The sequence below is a fragment of the Bacillus sp. CBEL-1 genome, from assembly GCF_004348885.1.
GTDB classification, from domain to species: domain Bacteria; phylum Bacillota; class Bacilli; order Bacillales; family Bacillaceae_H; genus Priestia; species Priestia aryabhattai_A.
Genome location: NZ_SBIM01000003.1, coordinates 48,721 through 69,741 on the forward strand (window position 1 = coordinate 48,721; position 21,021 = coordinate 69,741).

Annotated in this window: 23 protein-coding genes; 7 read left to right on the plus strand and 16 right to left on the minus strand. The window is 37.1% G+C overall.

The features are described from left to right. Positions 1 to 70: 70 nt before the first annotated feature. The 3 genes from parC to EPL02_RS00455 form a co-directional block, all read right to left on the minus strand. Positions 71 to 2,503, minus strand: coding sequence for a DNA topoisomerase IV subunit A (gene parC, locus EPL02_RS00445; RefSeq protein ID WP_131886768.1), 2,433 nt, complete (start codon positions 2,501 to 2,503; stop codon positions 71 to 73). Beyond that, positions 2,500 to 4,476, minus strand: coding sequence for a DNA topoisomerase IV subunit B (gene parE / locus EPL02_RS00450; protein WP_094910030.1), 1,977 nt, complete (start codon positions 4,474 to 4,476; stop codon positions 2,500 to 2,502). The genes parC and parE overlap by 4 nt, the downstream gene beginning before the upstream one ends. 297 nt (positions 4,477 to 4,773) lie before the next feature. Continuing rightward, a complete protein-coding gene (locus tag EPL02_RS00455; RefSeq protein WP_131886769.1) occupies positions 4,774 to 5,187 on the minus strand; it encodes a CoA-binding protein in 414 nt (137 codons plus the stop codon). 197 nt (positions 5,188 to 5,384) lie between these two features. Here EPL02_RS00455 and plsY point away from each other — a divergent pair, with 197 nt between their 5' ends. Both plsY and EPL02_RS00465 read left to right on the plus strand, forming a co-directional pair. Continuing rightward, on the plus strand, positions 5,385 to 5,975 hold the full coding sequence (gene plsY / locus EPL02_RS00460) for a glycerol-3-phosphate 1-O-acyltransferase PlsY (RefSeq protein ID WP_094910028.1): 591 nt from the start codon (positions 5,385 to 5,387) through the stop codon (positions 5,973 to 5,975). A gap of 372 nt (positions 5,976 to 6,347) precedes the next feature. Then, positions 6,348 to 6,638, plus strand: coding sequence for a HesB/YadR/YfhF family protein (locus EPL02_RS00465; RefSeq protein ID WP_094910027.1), 291 nt, complete (start codon positions 6,348 to 6,350; stop codon positions 6,636 to 6,638). Between the two features lie 34 nt (positions 6,639 to 6,672). Here the strand turns inward: EPL02_RS00465 and EPL02_RS00470 are convergent, their stop codons facing one another. The 7 genes from EPL02_RS00470 to acnA form a co-directional block, all read right to left on the minus strand. Further along, on the minus strand, positions 6,673 to 7,095 hold the full coding sequence (locus tag EPL02_RS00470; protein WP_094910026.1) for an acyl-CoA thioesterase: 423 nt from the start codon (positions 7,093 to 7,095) through the stop codon (positions 6,673 to 6,675). 85 nt (positions 7,096 to 7,180) lie between these two features. Then, the gene (locus tag EPL02_RS00475; RefSeq protein ID WP_311858253.1) at positions 7,181 to 8,608 is read right to left on the minus strand and encodes a phospholipase D family protein; all 1,428 of its coding nucleotides are present in this window, start codon (positions 8,606 to 8,608) and stop codon (positions 7,181 to 7,183) included. 100 nt (positions 8,609 to 8,708) lie between these two features. After that, a complete protein-coding gene (tlp, locus tag EPL02_RS00480) occupies positions 8,709 to 8,954 on the minus strand; it encodes a small acid-soluble spore protein Tlp (protein WP_094910025.1) in 246 nt (81 codons plus the stop codon). A gap of 119 nt (positions 8,955 to 9,073) precedes the next feature. Continuing rightward, a complete protein-coding gene (locus EPL02_RS00485; RefSeq protein ID WP_025911133.1) occupies positions 9,074 to 9,217 on the minus strand; it encodes an acid-soluble spore protein N in 144 nt (47 codons plus the stop codon). Between the two features lie 43 nt (positions 9,218 to 9,260). After that, on the minus strand, positions 9,261 to 9,404 hold the full coding sequence (locus tag EPL02_RS00490; RefSeq protein ID WP_094910024.1) for an FbpB family small basic protein: 144 nt from the start codon (positions 9,402 to 9,404) through the stop codon (positions 9,261 to 9,263). Between the two features lie 239 nt (positions 9,405 to 9,643). Further along, positions 9,644 to 10,237 carry a TlpA family protein disulfide reductase gene (locus tag EPL02_RS00495; protein WP_094910023.1) on the minus strand — a complete coding sequence of 198 codons (594 nt, stop codon included), beginning with the start codon at positions 10,235 to 10,237 and terminating at the stop codon, positions 9,644 to 9,646. Between the two features lie 176 nt (positions 10,238 to 10,413). Next, on the minus strand, positions 10,414 to 13,134 hold the full coding sequence (acnA, locus tag EPL02_RS00500) for an aconitate hydratase AcnA (RefSeq protein WP_094910022.1): 2,721 nt from the start codon (positions 13,132 to 13,134) through the stop codon (positions 10,414 to 10,416). Between the two features lie 219 nt (positions 13,135 to 13,353). On the opposite strand from acnA, the gene sspO reads away from it, so the two are divergent. Beyond that, positions 13,354 to 13,503: a small acid-soluble spore protein O gene (gene sspO, locus EPL02_RS00505; RefSeq protein WP_094910021.1), complete on the plus strand. Its 150-nt coding sequence runs from the start codon at positions 13,354 to 13,356 to the stop codon at positions 13,501 to 13,503. 118 nt (positions 13,504 to 13,621) lie between these two features. On the opposite strand, the gene EPL02_RS00510 is transcribed toward sspO, so the two are convergent. Then, a complete protein-coding gene (locus EPL02_RS00510) occupies positions 13,622 to 13,882 on the minus strand; it encodes a hypothetical protein (RefSeq protein WP_131886770.1) in 261 nt (86 codons plus the stop codon). Positions 13,883 to 14,031: 149 nt separating this feature from the next. On the opposite strand from EPL02_RS00510, the gene EPL02_RS00515 reads away from it, so the two are divergent. Continuing rightward, positions 14,032 to 14,175 (plus strand): small acid-soluble spore protein P, encoded by a 144-nt coding sequence (locus tag EPL02_RS00515; RefSeq protein ID WP_061784644.1) that lies wholly within the window; start codon positions 14,032 to 14,034, stop codon positions 14,173 to 14,175. A 14-nt stretch (positions 14,176 to 14,189) separates the two neighbouring features. Here the strand turns inward: EPL02_RS00515 and EPL02_RS20710 are convergent, their stop codons facing one another. After that, positions 14,190 to 14,336 carry a hypothetical protein gene (locus EPL02_RS20710; protein WP_165932485.1) on the minus strand — a complete coding sequence of 49 codons (147 nt, stop codon included), beginning with the start codon at positions 14,334 to 14,336 and terminating at the stop codon, positions 14,190 to 14,192. 94 nt (positions 14,337 to 14,430) lie between these two features. Here EPL02_RS20710 and EPL02_RS00520 point away from each other — a divergent pair, with 94 nt between their 5' ends. Together EPL02_RS00520 and ku are read left to right on the plus strand one after the other, a co-directional pair. Continuing rightward, entirely contained in the window at positions 14,431 to 14,874 is a 444-nt protein-coding gene (locus tag EPL02_RS00520) for an Hsp20/alpha crystallin family protein (RefSeq protein ID WP_131886771.1), read from the plus strand. 138 nt (positions 14,875 to 15,012) lie between these two features. Continuing rightward, positions 15,013 to 15,828, plus strand: coding sequence for a non-homologous end joining protein Ku (gene ku, locus EPL02_RS00525; RefSeq protein WP_131886772.1), 816 nt, complete (start codon positions 15,013 to 15,015; stop codon positions 15,826 to 15,828). 14 nt (positions 15,829 to 15,842) lie between these two features. Here ku and EPL02_RS00530 read toward each other — a convergent pair whose 3' ends face one another. Beyond that, positions 15,843 to 16,247 (minus strand): hypothetical protein, encoded by a 405-nt coding sequence (locus tag EPL02_RS00530; protein ID WP_094910017.1) that lies wholly within the window; start codon positions 16,245 to 16,247, stop codon positions 15,843 to 15,845. A 196-nt stretch (positions 16,248 to 16,443) separates the two neighbouring features. Here EPL02_RS00530 and EPL02_RS00535 point away from each other — a divergent pair, with 196 nt between their 5' ends. After that, positions 16,444 to 16,896: a YndM family protein gene (locus EPL02_RS00535; RefSeq protein WP_131886773.1), complete on the plus strand. Its 453-nt coding sequence runs from the start codon at positions 16,444 to 16,446 to the stop codon at positions 16,894 to 16,896. 235 nt (positions 16,897 to 17,131) lie between these two features. Here EPL02_RS00535 and EPL02_RS00540 read toward each other — a convergent pair whose 3' ends face one another. From EPL02_RS00540 to EPL02_RS00550, 3 genes are all read right to left on the minus strand, one after another. Further along, positions 17,132 to 17,530: a DUF2750 domain-containing protein gene (locus tag EPL02_RS00540; protein WP_094910015.1), complete on the minus strand. Its 399-nt coding sequence runs from the start codon at positions 17,528 to 17,530 to the stop codon at positions 17,132 to 17,134. Between the two features lie 107 nt (positions 17,531 to 17,637). Beyond that, a complete protein-coding gene (locus EPL02_RS00545; RefSeq protein ID WP_131886774.1) occupies positions 17,638 to 19,362 on the minus strand; it encodes a DUF2357 domain-containing protein in 1,725 nt (574 codons plus the stop codon). Then, on the minus strand, positions 19,316 to 20,947 hold the full coding sequence (locus tag EPL02_RS00550) for an McrB family protein (RefSeq protein ID WP_094910013.1): 1,632 nt from the start codon (positions 20,945 to 20,947) through the stop codon (positions 19,316 to 19,318). Before EPL02_RS00550 ends, EPL02_RS00545 begins: the two co-directional genes overlap by 47 nt. Between the last annotated feature and the right edge of the window lie 74 nt (positions 20,948 to 21,021).

Consider the following 21,021-nt stretch of genomic DNA (forward strand, 5'->3'; position numbering starts at 1 on the left):
TAGAACATAGTTTATATAGAATTAAACTGCAATAAAAAGAACGCTACAAAATAGCGTTCTTTTTATTGCTTTATTTTAATTTTTTCTCAATCCATACATCAATAACGTCTCCAGATTCCGCTTGATCGATTGCAAACGAACCGTTGCTATAGCGGTCGCTTGGTCGCATTGACGCTGGATCAATGCGCTCTATTTGATTTTTCTCTGACTGTATCACAACCTCATCTTCCTTCGTGACAACCTTCACTTTTGTAATTTGATGAGGATTTGCTTTTAATTCACGAACCATTACTAATCCGCGCTTCGCTCGAGACGACTGCTCAAATTCTGTCATTTTTGTTTTCTTAATAGCACCTCGGTGCGTTGTAATAAATAAATCAGTTTCCTTCACTTTTTCTTCGCTAAAAACAACGCCACTCACGACATAATCGTTTTCTTTCAAATTAATCCCTTTCACACCTGCAGCACGCGTGCCCACAACATTGACTTCTTCTTCAGCAAACCATAGGCCGTATCCTTGACGAGTGGCAATAAAGACCTGCTGTTTGCCGTTTGTTACGTACACATCTACCACTTCGTCATTACCTTTAACATTCACAGCGACAAGAGCTTTAGAATAACGTTGCGCTTTATACTGCAGCAATTCAGATTTTTTAATCATGCCGTTTTTCGTAAAGAATAACAAATAGTGATCGTCTTTAAACTCTTTAATTGGAATAGCATTCACAATATAATCGTCTTTATCAATTGGAACAATGTTCATGATATGCTGCCCCATATCTTTCCATCTGATATCAGGAAGTTCATGTACAGGCAAGTATAAATAGTTTCCTTTTCTTGTAAAAATTAAAAGTGTTTCAGTTGTGTTGATTTCCAGCTTTGAAAGGATGCGATCCGTGTCTTTCATACCGAAATCTTGTCCATTCGAAGCTGAATATGAACGTAAGCTTGTACGTTTAACATAACCATCTTTTGTTACTGTGACAATAACATCTTCTGAAGGTACCATCACTTCAAGATTAATTTTGATTTCTTCAATTTCTGCTTCAATCTTTGAACGACGCTCGTCGCCGTACTGCTTTTTCACGCGACGAAGCTCTTTTTTAATGACGCTAAAAAGCTTTTTCTCACTAGCTAAGATGGCTTCAAGCTCTGTAATTTTACCTTTAAGTTCTTCCGACTCTTGTTCTAGTGCGGTGATATCCGTGTTTGTTAAACGATAGAGCTGCAGGGAAACAATTGCTTCTGCCTGTTTTTCTGTAAACTCAAACTGCGTCATTAAGTTATCTTTTGCATTTCGCTTATCTTTTGACGCTCGGATTGTAGAAATTACTTCATCTAAAATAGACAGTGCTTTAATTAAGCCAGCTACAATATGTTCTCGCTCTTTTGCCTTTTTCAGCTCATATTTTGAGCGATTTGTGACCACTTCACGCTGATGATCAATATACGCATCTAAAATGCTTGGTAGGGTCATTAATGTTGGTCTTTTCTTTGAAATAGCTACCATATTAAAACTATAAGGAACTTGTAAATCCGTATTTTTATATAAATAGTTTAGTACACCTTGTGCATTAGCATCTTTCTTTAGTTCAATAACAATGCGTAGACCCGTGCGGTCAGTTTCATCACGAACTTCTGCAATACCTTCTACCTTGCGATCGATGCGCAACTCATCCATCTTTTTTACTAGATTTGCTTTATTTACCTCAAACGGAATTTCTGTAATGACAATTTGTTGCTTGCCTCCGCGCACATCCTCAATTTCGGCTTTTCCTCGAATGATGATTTTTCCTTTGCCTGTTTCATATGCTTTTTTGATTCCATCAACGCCCTGTATAATACCACCTGTTGGAAAATCAGGACCATGAATAACCGTCATTAGCTCCTCTACTGAGCTTGATGGATTATCAATTCGCATAATCGTTGCGTCAATGACTTCTTCGAGATGATGAGGTGGAATTTCAGTAGCATACCCAGCTGAAATTCCAGTTGAGCCATTTACAAGTAAACTCGGGAACATTGCTGGTAACACGGTTGGTTCTTCGCTAGTATCATCAAAGTTAGGAACAAACTCTACTGTTTGTTTGTCAATATCACGTAGCAGCTCAGAGGCCATTGCTGATAAACGCGCTTCCGTATAACGCATTGCTGCTGGTGGATCACCGTCAATACTACCGTTGTTCCCGTGCATTTCAACGAGTACGTTTCGTACTTTCCAGTCTTGACTCATACGCACCATCGCATCGTAAACTGAAGAATCTCCATGAGGGTGATAGTTACCAATTACGTTACCAACTGTCTTTGCTGATTTACGAAACCCTTTTTCAGCCGTATTTCCTTCCACATGCATTGCATACAAGATGCGGCGCTGTACCGGCTTTAATCCATCTCTTGCATCGGGTAGCGCACGCTCTTGAATAATATATTTACTATATCGTCCAAAGCGGTCGCCAATTACGTCCTCAAGAGGTAAATCTAAAAATCGTTCTGCTTGTGTCATTGTGCGTCCTCCTCTGCGACCGTTACTACATTTTCATTATCTAAAATATTTGGATCTTCTTCGAGTCCAAATGCAACGTTGCTTTCAATCCATTTCCTTCTCGGTTCTACTTTATCACCCATCAAGGTAGTAACGCGGCGGTCTGCTCGTGCTGCGTCATCGATACGCACTCGAATGAGCGTTCTTGTATCAGGATTCATGGTTGTTTCCCATAGCTGATCTGCGTTCATTTCTCCTAAACCTTTATAGCGCTGAATGATATAGCCTTTTCCTACTTTTTTTATTGCTCCTTGTAATTCTTCATCGCTCCAAGCATATTCTAGAACTTCTTTCTTCCCAGTTCCTTTGCTTACTTTATAAAGAGGTGGAAGAGCAATAAATACTTTTCCTGCTTCAACTAATGGTTTCATATAACGGTAGAAAAATGTTAAAAGTAATACTTGGATATGAGCACCATCCGTATCTGCATCAGTCATAATGACGATTTTGTCATAGTTGATATCATCCACTTCAAACTCAGCTCCAACACCTCCACCAATTGCATGAATGATTGTGCTAATTTCTTCATTCTTAAAGATATCTTGAAGTTTTGCTTTTTCCGTATTAATAACTTTCCCTCTCAAAGGCAATACGGCTTGGAAACGACGGTCACGTCCTTGTTTAGCAGAACCACCCGCTGAATCTCCCTCAACTAAATATAGCTCATTTTTTTGAGGATTGCGTGACTGTGCAGGTGTTAACTTGCCACTTAACACTGTTTCTTGACGCTTTCTTTTCTTTCCATTACGTGCGTCTTCTCTTGCTTTTCTCGCAGCTTCTCTTGCCTGAGCAGCTTTAATAGCTTTTTTTACAAGCAGCGAGCTGACGTCTGGGTTTTCCTCTAGAAAGTAGGCTAATTGTTCAGAGATCACGGCATCTACAGACGAACGCGCTTCACTTGTTCCAAGCTTCCCTTTTGTTTGACCTTCAAATTGAAGAAGTTCTTCAGGAATACGAACCGAAACAATGGCACCTAACCCTTCACGTATATCCGTTCCTTCAAGATTCTTATCTTTTTCTTTCAAAAGGTTTACTTTCCTTGCATATTCATTAAACGCACGTGTCATTGCCGTTTTTGCTCCCGATTCGTGCGTCCCACCATCTTTTGTACGAACGTTATTAACAAAGGATAAAATCGTCTCTGAGTAGCCATCATTAAATTGAAAAGCAAATTCGACTTCAATACTATTCTGAAAGCCTTCAAAAGAAACAACTGGATGCAGCGTGTCTTTTTCTTCATTTAAATATGTAACAAAAGCTTCAATTCCCGTTTCATAGTGAAACACTTCGTGCTGGTTATGTCTCTTATCAATTAGTTCAATTTTAAAACCTTTTAACAAGAACGCTGATTCACGTAAGCGTTCGCTTAACGTATCAAAGTTGTAAACAGTCGCTGAAAAAATTGATGGATCTGGCTTAAAGTGAATTGTCGTTCCTGTTTTTCTCGTTGTTCCTTTTTTTTCTAGCGTTGTAACAGGTTTCCCGCCGTTTTCAAAGCGCTGTTCATAAATAGTTCCTTCTCGGTAAATTGTAACCGTTAACCATTCAGATAACGCATTTACAACCGATGCACCTACACCATGTAAACCACCGCTTGTTTTATAGCCACCTTGTCCGAACTTACCTCCAGCATGAAGTACTGTTAAAATAACTTCCGGCGTAGGTTTTCCTAATTTATGCATACCCGTCGGCATTCCGCGCCCTTTGTCCTGCACTGAAATAGAGTTATCTTGATGAATGGTTACAATGATTTCTTCACCATACCCTGCTAATGCTTCATCAACGGAGTTATCAACAATTTCATAAACCAAGTGATGAAGCCCTCTTGTATCTGTGCTACCTATATACATTCCTGGTCGTTTACGAACAGCATCTAATCCCTCTAATACTTGAATCGCGTCTTCGTTATAATTAAATTTTTGCTTTTGAGCCATTCATACATACCCCTTCCATACAAACACACTTTCCTCATTATGTAGAAGGCAGCAGCGTGCTGCCTTTTATATGTTTATCTTTACTTGTTCGTGTTTTATCCGCTCAGTAAGAACATACGTTTCTATTTTAGCATACTTAAACGATTTTAGCACATATTTCCGCATTATAAAAGCTATATAGTCCTTATCCCTTGATTATAGATGACCTTGGAACCGTTGTCTAACAGTCATTTGATTGAAGATATGAAAAACCCATGCTTCCATTCATGCATGGGTTTTTCATATCCTATCAAGGGTTTATTTCGTTAGCGCATGTTCTACTTTAATACAACGATCCATGACAACCGTATAGCCTTTACTTGCTAGAAGCTCGTATGCTTCTTCATTTATTAATCCTAGCTGAGCCCAATAAACATCCGCATCAATTTCTAAGAACTCTTTTGCGACATCTAATAAATGCTCAGATCTTCTGAACACGTTTACAATATCAACATGTCCTTTAACGTCTTTTAATGATTTTACCGATTTTACGCCTAATACTTCATCGACTAATGGATTAACGGGGATAATTTCATATCCAGCTTTTTGCATAGCTTCTGAAACCATATAAGACGTTCGTTCTGGATTATCTGATAACCCTACTACCGCAATTCGTTTGCTGTTTTTTAGAATCTTTCCTAATTCTTCACGTGGTGGAATTTGAACTGTCACACTTTTCATCTCCTTTTATGCTTAAACGTTCGATGTATAAAATAATTTTTCCTGCATATGTTACCCGTTTTTTAGTGTTTTGTAAACATTTCCTTTAAACATATAGAAAAAAATACCCTACTTAAAAACTATGTATGGTGTTTTTGCTATCTCATGGTAAAATAGATACGATATATAGATAAAGGAGCTTTTGTCAAATGGATTATCTATTACCTATTCTGGCCTATATCATCGGCTCTATTCCCTTTGGACTAGTTGTTGGAAAATGGGGATACGGCATTGATATACGTGAACACGGGAGCGGAAACCTAGGAGGAACCAATACCTTTCGAACACTAGGAGTAAAAGCTGGTATCCTTGTAACGTTGGGAGACATTTTGAAAGGAACGTTTGCTGCTTCATTAGCTGTTTTATTTCATTCAGGGCTTCATCCTCTTTTAGTCGGTTTATTCGCTGTTATTGGACATACATATCCGCTATTTGCGAAGTTTAAAGGTGGCAAAGCCGTTGCCACATCCGCTGGTGTTTTATTATTTTATGAGCCTCTTTTATTTTTAACATTGCTTGCGTGCTTCTTCATTTGCTTATACATCACCAAGTATGTATCGCTATCCTCAATGATTGCAGGTATCATCGCATTTATTTATACACTATTTACAGGCGAACTAATTTTAATCATCATTGTTGGATTCTTGGCTTCTTTTGTTATCTATCGTCATCGCGCGAACCTTGGTCGAATTCGTCAAGGAACAGAACCAAAAGTTACGTTTTTCTCAAAAAAGAAGTGAAGGTTAAAAGCCTTCACTTCTTTTATTTTTCAATAATATAAGCGAATACATTTATGTTTTTTTAGCTATACTGACAGTAGGAGGTGATTGAGATGAAGCAAAGCCGCTGTCCAATGTGCAAACGTGAAAAAAAGATTCATAAACAAACGCAAAGCAGTCGTTACTGTATTCATTGTTGGGAAACAATTGAGAAACCCTATGAATTTAAATGAAGAAGGTAGTCAAAGTGGTTATTTAGAACAGTGTTTGCTTTATAACTCCTTTGACTATCTTTTTTACGCTTCCACGTTCATCCAATTGTATTAATGGTAATTTTAGCTTTTTTCTACTATAATAAGAAAGGAACCCTAGTGATGGAAGGAGCAACACATAATGAAATTAAACGTAACAGAACAAGCTGCCCAATGGTACAAAGATGAAATGATGTTAGAAGGCAATGAACATTTACGCTTTTTCGTTCGCTACGGTGGTTGTAGTAATGTTCAAAAAGGATTTTCGCTTGGTATTAATAAAGACCAACCGTCCAATATCGGTGTAAAAACTGAAGTTAATGGTTTAACATTCTTTGTAGAAGAAGAAGATCTCTGGTATTTCGATGGTCATGACTTAAAAGTCATTTTTAATGAAGAGGCAAGTGAACCTGAATTTATTTACGAAGCATGATAAAAAAAGCATCGACTATACATCGATGCTTTTTTTACTCTTTACCTTTATTAGCTTTTTCATAAGCTGCATGCCATTCAGGCAACTGCTTTCGAATGGAGATTGGCTTGAAGTTTTCTTTTTTTACACAAACATGCGAAGAAGTGCCAGTTAGAGCAATACTTCCATCCGGCGTTGTAATTTCATATCCATACACCACGCGCAAGCCATCATAATAATCAAGCCATGTTTGAATTTTAGCTGTTTCTCCATAATGAAGTGGCTTTTTATAGGAAACGTTAATGTCAATGACTGGTGATAAAATGCCCTCTTGCTCCATCTCAGCATAATTAAAGCCTAAATCTCGAATAAACTGCGTACGCCCTAATTCCATCCATACTAAATAGTTTGCATGATACACTACGCCCATTTGATCGGTTTCACTATAACGCACATCAATTTCTTTTATTGAAATCATACTTTTCATTTCCTCCTACATTGCAATCATACCGGTATTATATTACCACAAATTGGTGTAGTTTCACTACTTATCGGCTCAGCATTCAATACGTTGTGAAGCTAAGCATCTTTTGAATGCGATAAAGTAATGTTTGGAAAATGGTCATTTTATTTTCGTATTTTTCATATGGAAGGGTATAAGTTGCATCTTCATTTCCCCATAAACGTGTAAAATACTGAGTCATTTCTTTCATAATAGCTTCATCAGAATCTGCGGTAATTTTAACATTGGTCTCTAAATTCAAGTCATCTAAATTACGTTTTGTAAAGTTGGCTGATCCTCCAATGATTGTACTCTCGCCCTTTCCACGAACAAATAGAGTTTTGGGATGATACTGCTCTTTGGCCGTGTTATACCATCTTACTTGTATTTTGTTGCTTGAATCATCTAACAACTCAGCAGCTACAGGGCGATTAGGCAGACCAATTTTTTCTTGTCCAAAAGCATTGACGTTTGGATCCAGAATAAGCCGAACTTTAGCACCTTTATTAGAAGCTTGTATTAACTTTTTGACAACTTGGCGATCCGCAAGATAAAACATCCCCACCCATACTTCATCGTCTGATTGTACGTGATCCAACGTGCTTATGATTTCTTTGTATATTTTCCCCTCTGTCAATAGCTGCACACCGATATCACCACTTGGAGCTTTTTCATAGCTGAGCTTCGGTACCTGCACATTACTCGAAAAATCGGCGACGGCTTTTTCTGTCTTAACCACATCATCAATGATATCTCCCTGCACCTCAAAAGCCATATTAGAATGATAGCCACTGGCATCGTGAGGGTTAGCTGATGAAACAATAGCTGTTTTATCTGTAGCCACTACTTTCCGATGATTAGCTTTTACGTTAAACAGTTTCAAATAAGACCTTGCCGTAATCTTCGGTGCATTCTCACCAAATGGATTAGCAATCCACCCTTCTCCAGATTGTCCAAACCACTGCAAAAAACTTCTCCAAACGCTTGAGTATAGAGGGTTGGAATCTCTAAGCTTTGTAACGTCCGTTTCCACAACCTTAATCCCCGCTTGTTTTAATGACTCTAGCCACTCTGATTGATGTGAACCATACGTTGTGTTTACTTCATCGGTAATAAAATAAATATCTACGTTGGGTTCCTTCTTTTTCTTTTCAATTAATTTTCCTGCTAGCGTATCGCTAATAGCTGGATAGGTTTCACCTTGATCATAATAGCCATTAAATAAGAACATATCCATAACGATAAAGTTTTCAGCATTATCAATTGCTTCAAAAATCCGCCGGAAAATTTGTTGCTCACTCTTACCTTCATCACCGCTTTGATACGTTAAGTCATATAACAGCGATACGTCCTGTACATAATGTACGTTTCCTTCATATGAAACGCCTTGAGGCAACGGCTTGTATGTATGATAGAATGCAACGATTGCTAGTAATAATATAAGTGCAAGCATGAGATATGTTGCTTTACTTGTTAATAGGCGCCCCACTGGTTTTCCTCCTCATGAATAGTATCAGCTGTTTATTCCCTTTCTTTGTTCATTAGAAACATAAAAGAAACATAAAGGCCAAAATTGGCCTTTATGTTTCTTAGTTAGTCGAATTAGGATATCCTTCTTCACGCGCTTTAGATTCGTCTTGAATTTCGTTGCGCATCGCTTCTATGCTTACTTCTCGATTATGATTTTTTTGCTCAATTTTTGCACGCTCTTCTCCAGTCGCATGCGCCATTGTAGCCTCAGCTTTTTCAATATTATCAATTGTATTTTGAACCATTGATTGCAAACGTTCTACGTTGTTGCTACGGTCATCTGGATTTGGTTTACTCCATGTCATAGTAAAAACCTCCTTTAAAATACTTTTTTCGTACACCTCTAGTATGCAGCGGTTTCCTCTTTGTATAAGTGGAAAATAACACCCTTTTAAAACAAAAAAAGCCGCTAAACAGCGACTTTTTATTCTCCCTTTGTCTGAATAACTTGAGGGTGTTTTCCTGATTTATCTTGCATTTTCTTGCCATTGTTACCACCGGCTTCTCGCGGCTGAGTGCCAATGTGGTCAGGTACAAAGCGTTTGGCGAATTTCTTCGGATTTCCCATGTTAACCCCTCCTTGCTGTTACTGTAACCAGTTTCAAGAGGGACTATTCAGCCTTTTCAAGCATACGTTTTTCTAGACGCTCTTCGATGGCACGCTCAATTCTGTCAATTTCTTGTCGGTCTTCTAACAACTTAGTTTTATTCTCTTTTACTAACTCTTCAAACGTGCGTTTATTTACTCTTCTCATCTTTATCACCTATTCTTTTTAAATTTTGGAAAAGTCTGAAAAATAACCTTGCAATAAATTACTATTATTTTTGCCATAATCCTTTACATTAAACCTAAAAAATTCAAAACGCTCCAAATTTGATCATTTTTTGCTAAAACACGCAGCTTTTTCTAAAGTAAAGATCAATTTTCGACCATACTTTCTATACGAACATGCCTAATGAAAGGTTTCATTTTATTCGCAAAAAAAAGCAGCTGTTATGAGCTGCTTTCAGACGCAAAGGCCTCCATTTGTTCTAGCGTCATTGGTCCATTAATACGCTTAACGATTTTACCTTTTTCATTAATAAAGTATGAAGTTGGAATGGTCATCACACGATATGATTTTGTAGCTACCTCATCTTTTTCATCTAGAAGCACTTGAAACGATAGTTTGTTTTCTTTTAAAAAGGTTGAAACACTTTGTTTACTACCTTCAGACGACGTTAAATTCACAGCTAGGATATGAACTTCTTTTCCTGATGTTTCATGAAACTGCTGCATAGCTGGCATTTCTTCTTTACAAGGAGGGCACCACGTAGCCCAAAAATTTAAAATAATTTTCTTCCCTTTAAAGTCTGATAACTGAACTGATTTACCTTCTGTATCCTTTAACGTAAAGGGCGGAGCTTGGTCTCCAGGCTCTAGGCCATAAGGCTCTCCATTTGTTACTTCAGCCTGTCCTTCTTTTATGTTTAAATCTGCATACGATGACAGCTTTTCTCCTTCATCATCTTTTGGTGCTAAAGCTTGCCACACAGCAAAACCAGCAAATCCCACCAACAAAAATGTTGCTATAACTTTTTTTAGCATTACGCTTACTCCCTTCAGCCAACTTCTATGAAATCAAAGACCCTTTTTATTTATATATGTACAAGAACATGCAAAATCATCCTAAAATGTGAATCTTTTATTATCATATCATACTTGAAAGCGTTTTATAAAAATGAAAAGAAAAACGCACCTTCAAAAGGTGCGTTTTTGCTATCTTATGCGTGCGTTTTTGATTGAAGCTTATCGCGTAATACCATCTGTAAAATACCGCCATGACGGTAGTAATCAATCTCTACTTCGCTATCAAAACGAACTAATACGTCAAACTCTTTTTTGTTTCCAGCTTCATCCGTTGCCGTAACTTTTACAAAGTCACGTGGTTTTACTGTTTCATCAATTTGAACAGCAATTGTTTCTGTTCCAGTTAAGCCTAATGTTTCAGCACTTTCGCCTTCTTTAAACTGAAGTGGAAGAACACCCATTAATACAAGGTTTGAACGGTGAATACGCTCAAAGCTTTCAGCAATAACTGTTTTAATACCAAGTAAGTTTGTTCCTTTAGCAGCCCAGTCACGAGAGCTTCCCATTCCGTAATCTTTACCTGCTAACACAACAAGACCTGTGTTTTCTTCTTTGTATTTCATACAAGCATCATAAATGCTCATCACTTTATTTTCAGGCCAGTACGTTGTCCATCCACCTTCAGTGCCTGGCGCAATTTGGTTTTTAATACGGATATTTGCAAACGTACCGCGCATCATTACCTCATGGTTACCACGACGAGATCCGTATGAGTTAAAGTCTCTTGGCTCAACGCCTTTATCTTGTAGATACAGACCAGCTGGCGATGCTTTTGCAATTGAACCCGCTGGTGAAATATGGTCTGTCGTTACAGAATCCCCAAACTTCGCTACAACACGCAGGTCATTTAATGCTTCTACTTCACCTGGCTCTTCAGATAATCCTTCAAAGAATGGTGGGTTTTGAATATATGTTGAATCATTATCCCACGTGTAAAGAGCTTCTTCACTTGTTTCAATTTCATTCCAACGCTCGTTATCATCAAACACGCGATTGTACTCTTTACGGAACAATTCTGGCGTTACAGTTGCTTTTACTACTTCTTTAATCTCGTCTTGAGATGGCCAAATATCACTAAAGAATACTTCTTTACCATCTGATCCTACACCAATTGGGTCTTTTTGCAGATCAATATCAACTGTACCAGCAAGAGAATACGCTACAACAAGCGGTGGAGATGCTAGGTAATTTCCTTTTACAAGCTGATGAATACGACCTTCAAAGTTACGATTACCTGACAACACTGACGTAACTAATAAATCGTTATCTGCAATTGCTTGCTCGATTTCGTCTTCTAATGGACCAGAGTTTCCGATACATGTTGTACAGCCATACCCAACTACATTGTAACCAATCTTTTCAAGGTATGGAAGTAAGCCTGAGCTTTGTAAATAACCCGTTACAACTTTTGAACCTGGTGCTAATGATGTTTTTACGTAAGCCGGAACATCTAATCCTTTTTCAACTGCTTTTTTAGCTACTAAACCAGCTGCTACTAATACATATGGATTTGATGTATTTGTACAGCTTGTAATTGCAGCAATCGCAATTGCACCTGTTTTCATTGTTGTTTCTGTACCATCAGCAAGCTTGAAAGTTACTTCTTTTTCTACATCAGAAGTACTTAAGCCAAAGCTTTGGTTACTTACAGGAGCCGTTAGCGCTTTTTTAAATTCACTTTGCATATCTGAAAGCGGAATTAAATCTTGAGGGCGCTTTGGACCTGAAAGGTTTGCTTCAATTTCGGCTAAGTTAATTTCTACTACGTCTGTAAACGTTGGTTCTGCTGCATCTGGAGTGTAGAATAAACCGTTTTCTTTTGTATATTGTTCGACAACCTGAATATCAGCTTCATCACGACCTGTAAGACGCATATAGTCTAACGCTTCGCTATCAACTGGGAAGAATCCACAGGTTGCTCCGTACTCTGGTGCCATATTAGCAATTGTTGCACGATCTGCTAATGGAAGCTGGGCTACACCTGGTCCGAAGAACTCAACGAATTTTCCAACAACGCCCTTTTGACGAAGTACTTGTGTTACTTTTAAAGCAAGGTCTGTTGCTGTTGTACCATTTGGTAATTCACCAGTTAGTTTTACGCCAATAACTTCTGGTACTGGGAAGTATGAAGGTTGACCAAGCATTCCTGCTTCTGCTTCAATACCACCAACGCCCCAACCTAAAACGCCAATACCATTAATCATTGTTGTATGAGAGTCAGTTCCAACCAATGTATCTGGAAACGCTAAATATTCGCCATTTTCTTCTACTGCATGAACTACGTTTGCTAAATATTCTAAATTTACTTGGTGTACGATTCCTGTTGCAGGAGGTACAGCACGATAGTTATCAAATGATTTTTGAGCCCAGTTCAAGAATTTATAACGTTCTGTGTTACGTTGGAACTCAAGGTCCATGTTCACTCGTAAAGAATCTAATGTTCCAGCTTTGTCTACTTGTACCGAGTGGTCAACTACAAGGTCTACTGGAATTTCTGGATTGATTTTATCTGGGTCCCCACCTAAATCAGCCATTGCTTTACGTAAAGATGCTAAATCAACAACTGCTGGTACACCTGTGAAGTCTTGAAGAATAACTCGTGATGGCTTAAACGGCACATCTACTTCTTGAATTTCATCAGTTCCCCATTTTGCTAAATTTTCTACGTGCTCTTTTGTAATCACACGTCCGTCTACTTGACGAAGAACAGATTCTAATAATACTTTAATTGAATACGGTAATTTTGAAACCGCTCCTAAACCCGCTTCTTCTAATGCTTGTAAGCGGTAATAATTATATGTGCTACCGTTAACTGTGAATGACGAACGAGCGTTAAAAACGTCTTTTTTAGTCATTTCATTACCCCCTTAAATGCTATGTATAAAGGATTTTACTTACCCCATCCTCTATTCCCTTCACCATCTATCTTAATATAATGTTATACATAAGTAAATAAAAAGAATGTTATTAATTTACATAAGTTTTTCTTATAACATAATCATTAATCACAAACATTTTCTAATAATTCATATTTCATAGACTTTTGCGCATATTAAAAATGGAGGTGAAGTCAAATGGCTAATCATAAATCAAAGCATGTCATTCCTGGGGCAAACGCTGCTAGCGCTCAAGGAAAAGGAGCGGGTTTTAACGAAGAATTTTCAAATGAGCCGCTTACTGAACAACAAAAGCAAAATAATAAAAAACGTAAAAAAAATCAATAATCTCGTTTAACATGAGCTTTTATAGGTCATAATGATTATTAGTGTTAGATAAGCACATACCTTAAACCTCATGATTTCTAGCATAAAAAGCCATGTTTCCACATGGCTTTTTGGTTGTTTACTCATTTACTTCGTTCATAATCCCCTGCAAGTCCTGCTGAAACTGTGTAAGCTGCTGACGCTGTGTTTCAGTAGCTGTTTCCAGCGCATTATTAATTTGTTGATATGTTTCATTGATTTCTTCTTTAAGAAGTTTTAGTTCGTGTCCATACGCTGCATCGTGTTTTATAATATTTGATTGTGCATACGCGTCTAACGTTTGTTTATGACCTTGTTGAGCCGCTTGAAAAGCCTGCTGGCTATTTTTATGATATGGCATAATATCTCTCCTTTTTACATTGTTCTGTTGTATTGTTTCATATCCTTCTGTTATTCATACCCTTGTTTTACAGGTTAAAAATGCCGAGCATAAATGCTTCTATAATGAACGACATTAAAAGAGAAGCAACGAAAAGGAGGAGCTTTCATATGAACAAAAACGATAGTAAAGACATGCATAAAAACGCACCTAAAGGACATCAAACTGGGCAACCTGAACCACTTAGTGGATCTCATAAAGTAAAAAATCGTCAGCATACTCGTCAAAAGCATAATAGCGGTCACGATATGTAACAAAAAAAGAGCCGTTAGCGGCTCTTTTTTTCTTTATTGGCTTGCATCGCTTGAATTTCCTCTGGAAGCTCATTACCTTTTTCTGTTGAAAGAGATAATGGCATAACTCCTGATAAAATTTCTGTTGTAACTTCATCAGTTCTTCGTTTATCTCGAGTCATGGTACCTTTTCCTTTCTATACATCATTTCACACTCTTTGAAAGCTTGCATATGATGGTTATGGAAGAACGTGTATCTTAACGGAGGAAACAAGTATGAACAACAAACATTCTAAGAACGATTGCTCAAAAAGTTTTCGAGAACTGCTAGAGTTAATTTTACAAAATCCTTTTATGAGCTATTTAGATTATGATTCAGTTCGCGCAGATTTATTCGAAACGGAAGGTACTTATATTGTGGAAATAGAGCTTGCTGGTTACCACCCTCAACATATTCATGTATCAGTTGAATCACAATCACTTTTCCTTGTAGCGACGAAACAAGTGACCTATGAGGAATACGATGATAAACAGCATACGTCTCAAAAAGCTTCACGTGAAGAAAAGATTGAAAAAACCATTGATTTCCCATTTTTGTTGACCAATAAAAAGATTATTGGAACTCTTCAAAACTCCATACTAGAAATCACCATCTATAAAAACTCAAACGTTACTTCTCCTGCTTCTCATGTTCCTATCCAACCATTCTTCAATGAATAAGCTTTACTCAAATCCTCTTTTATATTGTTTATTTAGAACATAGATTAATTAAGACTATTTATGTTTTAATAGTCTTAATTAATGATGTACATATCTTCTGTCCCTCGTTGCACACTATAGAAAAAACGAGGTGATTTTTTGCTTCATACAGCATGGAAAGGCCAGCTATCTTTTGGATTGATTGAATTTCCAATTAAGCTTCACGGAGCAGTTGAAGACAAAGATATCAAATTGCGAACGCTTCACTCAGTTTGTTACAAACCCATTCATCATGTAAAACGCTGTGAACATTGTGAACGTGATGTTCATTCAGATGAACTGATTAAGGGATATGAAACAAGCGAAGGTCACTTTGTGACGCTATCAGAACATGAGCTAGATAAGCTAAAAAAGCAATTTTCTCAAAGTAAAACTATCGATATTTTACATTTTGTCCAGCTAGAAGAAATTGACCCAATCTACTTTGATAAAAGTTATTATATTTCAGCCACTGAATTTGGTGGGCGCGAATATAGCGTACTATTGGAAGGGCTTGCACAAAGTGGAAAGGTTGGTATTGCAAAAGTCTTTTTATATTCTAAGCAACAGCTTGCAATCATCCGCTCTTATGAAGGCTGCCTTTTATTACAAACGCTACACTTTCATGAAGAGCTTCGGCATATACAAGACGTTCCTCATATTGATTCGTTACCATCTCTATCAACGAAAGATCGTGTAGCCGCTGTAGAGATTATTAATAAATTATCTGCTCCATTTGAACCAAAAGTGCATCATGATGACTATCGCGATATGCTACATGAGCTTATTCAAAACAAAGAAGCGATGGCTTCTTTTAACCAGCAGCAGTCTGAACAAGACGTTACCAAGCTGATGCAAATGTTAAAACTGAGTATTGATCAATCTAACTTACAACCCAAAAAACCTCGTAAAAAGACGATTCAGAAAAAGGCATAAAAAAAAGCGAACAGTTAATTGTTCGCTTTTTTTACTACAGATTCTTTAGGAATAATGGTGCCATAATCGACCGGAACCTTGATATACTGGGTAATCTGTTTGTTTTCTACAAATACAACGACATTTTCCTCACTATTTAACACGCTGTTTAATGTAGCATCCGACCATTTAAAGCCAAGTTCTTTATTAACATCTTTTACTGACGCTTCTGGACCAAAGACATATACTTCATCCCAGTTAAAATCAAAGAGTTCATTAAAATCAATTACTGCGTAATCACTTTTCGTTTCTTCTTTTGTTTTATTTATTTCATCTACTAATTGAGACTCTAGCTGTGCCTGATTGCGTTCACTATAGGCACGGTCAATAAAAAATGTAGCTAATAATGCAGCTACTGTGAACAATAAAATCTTCTTCACAATCTGCTCCTCCTGTCAGATTCATCGTTGTCGTATATACATATGATGCGACTCTATCTTTTTACATTTTAGAAAATCCAACAAGAAATTACAACTAATATCTAAATTTGTCACAGAAATATTACATAAAATTTGATTTTGTATAAAAAATAATTCTTCGTCCATACTAAGAAGAAAAGGTAGGTTTATAAAACACATGAAGCACATTTCCATTATCGTCGTAAAATTCATTTCATGTATAATTGCATTCGCCATTGGACTAGACTTATTTTTCGATGCAACGTTTGTTGACATTTTATCGTTTAGCGCTTTTGTAACCGCTGCATCTTACATATTAGGTGATCGCATTATTCTTCCTGCTTTAGGTAATAAAGCAGCTACTGCTTTTGATTTCATCTTAACCTACATGAGCGTATGGGTGTTCGGGACAATTTTATTGAATAACTATATGCAAATAGCATGGGGAAGCATTTTATCAGCAACGATTATTACTGGTGTTGAAGTGCTTGTACACCGCTACTCACTAGCGCATTTCTTTCAAAATCGAACGCGTTCTGTAAAAAGAACAGAGTTTCGAAAAGGATTTGCATATAGTACCGAATTTGCAGAAGAACATGATTCAGATATTCATGATCCTCAAAAAAAATAACCGAAAAGCAAACGCTTTTCGGTTATTTTTTTATTTTGACTAGTGACCAATACTAATTATTACGTATAATAAAAGTAAAGGAAGGTGGTGATTACTTATGAAAAACCGCGACAAACAGCGAAAGAAAAAGCGAAAAATTCTACAGGATTATCTCAAAAATAAGCTGAAGAATTTAAATCCAAAACAATCTAAAGGTCCTATATCTAACTATAAAAATCGCTAAGACCTAAAAGGGTTAATGAATAATCTCTGTCTTTCCAATTTCCCACTCTAAGTCGAACAATAGCTGATCAACACCGATAATAATGGTATCTAACCCATTCCAAAATACAGAGGATAACATGCCCTTTTTCTTCATACCTAGTAAGAGTTCATTCATAAATGTATCAAGAGAAATAGCAATGACTCTGCAACCAGATGGTGCATGCTGTAAGCAGCACTGTGCATATTCTTTGCAAGGCCATACGGGTACTAACCGCTTGTTATCATCATTTCCAGTCATCTTTACCTGATTATGTTCATCAAGAACAATCCAAACTCGTTTGCATTTAATTACTTGCTCGATAAAATACGTGTAGCGATCATGAGCAGAAGCATTTACTAATTGCTGAAATATTGATTGTTCTACCATCATTGTTCCCCTCCATTTTCTATTTTTTAAAGGAGTTCAATTGAACTTATTTTCAGTATATAGATTGGTTGAGAAAACGGTGCAGCCTTACGTTTCTTTTAAAGTATATGCTAGTTAAATTTGGTCAAAAGACCTAAGATAAAGTCTTTTACTATGCTTTCATTGGTCGGTAAGAAAGGGAGCGCTCCTATCCCTACTTTTTCAACACTTTGAAGAAAAGGGTCTGCAGAAGATTTATCATTGCTCGGGAACAATACAATCGCCTTTTGAATAATACGCTCATTTTCACTATTTAAAATAGCATCGCGATATCTATGCATCGTATTTAGATCTTCTTCCTTAGGAATAAGTTTGTGATTTTTGCGCTGTACCCGATACTTGGCATCAAAAACATAGTTCTCGTATTTTCCATTGCTTTGTTCAAACGCCAATACTAAATCCGGCCTTTGAGTAGTGGTGTACTTTGATCTGAATTCTTTTTGATAAAAAAGATAAATACGCTTCCCGCTGTTTGAAACAAATGCATGGTGTGATGCTCCAGTATTCATAAACAGCCCATTTTCTATCATTTTTATGCTGTTATGTGTTATTAAGGTCGCATGTGTCTGAAGTAGATCACGTATTCGTAAATAAACCCAATATTCATATAACCACGCCGTATTTTTCAGAGATAGCGTATAAAATTCTCCATTCAATGTAATTCCTCGCATTAACATCATATAGTACTTACATACTTCTTTATAGACAGGAATTTGGCGAATACGACGATCTATTGAATAGACTGATTTAGTACTTATCTGTTTCCAAAAAAAGTTGGAGTGAACTGTTTTTACAGCTTGCTGCATGCGATTAATTTCTTCTATCATATTCCGTTTCACCATGGAACCATGATACTCTTCCTTTCGATTCATAACGTGTAAAAAAAGCTGTTCTAGCTTATTCTCAACAGTCATTAACATCCATTTCATCGTTTGATTTTCAAGCGTATCTACCGTGTCGCTTCTACTTGTGCCAATGGCTTTGTTCGGTATTACATATTTATTCCGTTTTAAACGGATACCTCTTTTAGCAGGTACGAAATAATTAGGGTGTTTACGCAAGTATCCTATTGATAAGCTATCTGGCTTTTTGAGCTGGTCTCCTCTCATAAACTCTTTCTCCTTCAAAATCGTGCGTGTTGGCTGCTTTTCTATTTGGTTAATATATTTCATAAAAGGTTGAAAGTGATGAGATAAAACATGATAAAATTCCAGCCAATTTCCTTCTTTAACTGTCAAATCCAAAGAACCTTCTAAATACGTATTGCCAATCAATTTGTAAGCCATCCCATACGTTGATTGATTAATGGATTTAACCATAGAAAGGTAATCACTTTTATAGTCCATTTTGATAGGGAATATTTCTAGCGTAAACGCTATAATTTTTTCTATCCCGCTCATAACGTGGAACGTTGTATAGCCAATTTCATTTTGCAGAAAAATTGTACTGAACAAAATTGACTGTCCCTCTCCATACACATTACGACTTTTTTGCTTAATACCTGTCATTTCATTTACTAAAAACAGCTCTTTTTTCCCCTTTAACACAACCATTACTTCATACTGTTCATTTTCAAAAAATAAAGGCTGAAGAGGTGAGCTTTGTACATGTTCTCCCTCCTCAGGATGATACACCTCCACCGTTTCAATATCTTGCCCTGTACAAGAAAAGAACATCGACTCGCTTGCGTCTTTATTAAGCGTTTCAACTTTTCCGCTAATAGTGATCGCACAGTCTTTCGTTGTAATTTTAACGAACGGTATTTGTCCAGAATGATGTATATCCGAATGCCTCATACCTTCTAATCATCTCCATTACTTTTTTCGCGCTGCGAGGGAAGCGCATTCGTTCTGCTTCAATAACAGCTGTTTCAATATCTTGATCAACAAACGTATTGGTACAGTAATAGTATAGTTCCTTTAACACTTCAAACGTGTATGCGTCACCTCCGCTAATGCGTGGAGCTATTTTTTGTAGCAGCTGAAAATCAAATGCCTGGTCAAACGTAAACACGCCACTTTTAATGGCATAAATCATATAAAAACAAATCTCGTCTCTCATCCGATAACCAACTTGACAATCAATAGGCTTTAATAATTCATTTAAAGACATTAATTCATTTGTAACTTCATGGATCAACTCCGCATGCTCAACGTACGCATCTTTTAAATGAATATATATACTTTGAATCTGTGTTGTTTCAACTCCTGCCGTAACTATAGAATCCTGTGTAAGACTTTCAAAAGAATCAAGGTGAATTGTATTAAGCTCGACGGTATTAGTCCTATCTAACACTTTTTGACTGAATGAATGAGTCGTTTCATCCATATTAATCGTACCTACAATTAATAAATTAGGAGGTATATATACATCACGAAACATTCTGTGGCCTGGTAATAGCGGTGCTGTTTTAATTTTACGCTCTTGCCACTTTCGACTTTCTATTACGCTTAACACGTCGCTTAAATAATGTTCAACACGGGCTAGATTCATCTCGTCCAATATTGCCACGTATGTATAGCTGGGATGTTGAATGGCTTGTTGCACAATTCCTAAGAAGGCTCCTTTTCGAAAATCACCTCTAAGGTCAATGTAACCAAGCAAGTCTGAACCATCATGCCAGTCTGGTCTAACAGGAATTAGAGCTAACCTTCCGTTTTCAAACGTTGCGCCAAGGCTTTCTGCTAGTAGCTGCGCTAGTTTGGTTTTCCCTGTTCCGCTCATGCCTGACAAAATGATAAACGGCTTTGTTTTTAGTGACAAATAAATGTTTGTTAAATCCTCATCTTCATACGTAAAGCCTTGTGATTTGATATATTCTTTCATGTGAGTTATTACATCTTTGTCCGATAAAAGCTCTTTGCTCATTCCGTGTGCTTTTAAAAACTGACGGTGGATTTCAATAAATAATGTCAGATCTTCATAAAGCTGACGATCAGTTGCAAAGTCTTCGATGTGATAAGGCACGTATAACGCTACGTTATCTTCAAAATTCTTTGCATAACTACTTGTGCCAATCATCAATAAATGATCCTTCTTTATTCGTTCATGCTCAGGAGTATAAAAGCGAATGTCAGCAATAGTAGGTGCATCCTCTTCTTCCCTTTTTAAAACAAGGTATAGCCTCTGTCCATCTTCACTCAGCACATACGATATCGCAAGGCCTGTTACGCTCTTTTTATCTAATATGCTGATGTATGGAAAAGACGCAGTTTGCATCCCGGTTATTTTGAATTCTTCGCGGTTAATTTCAGAAAGCTTATAAAGCGAAAGTGGAATTCGTCTCGTTAGCATATTGTCGACTTCGTGAGAAAGCAAAGCATCGCTTTCCTTTGCAGAAAAATTTTCAGCAACGTATAGCAATCGTTCTCGTAAACTCATCGACTCATTCCTCCTTTTCTATACATAAAAGCATCGCCAAAAGACCATGCTTGTTTTCTCCAGTATTTTCTTAT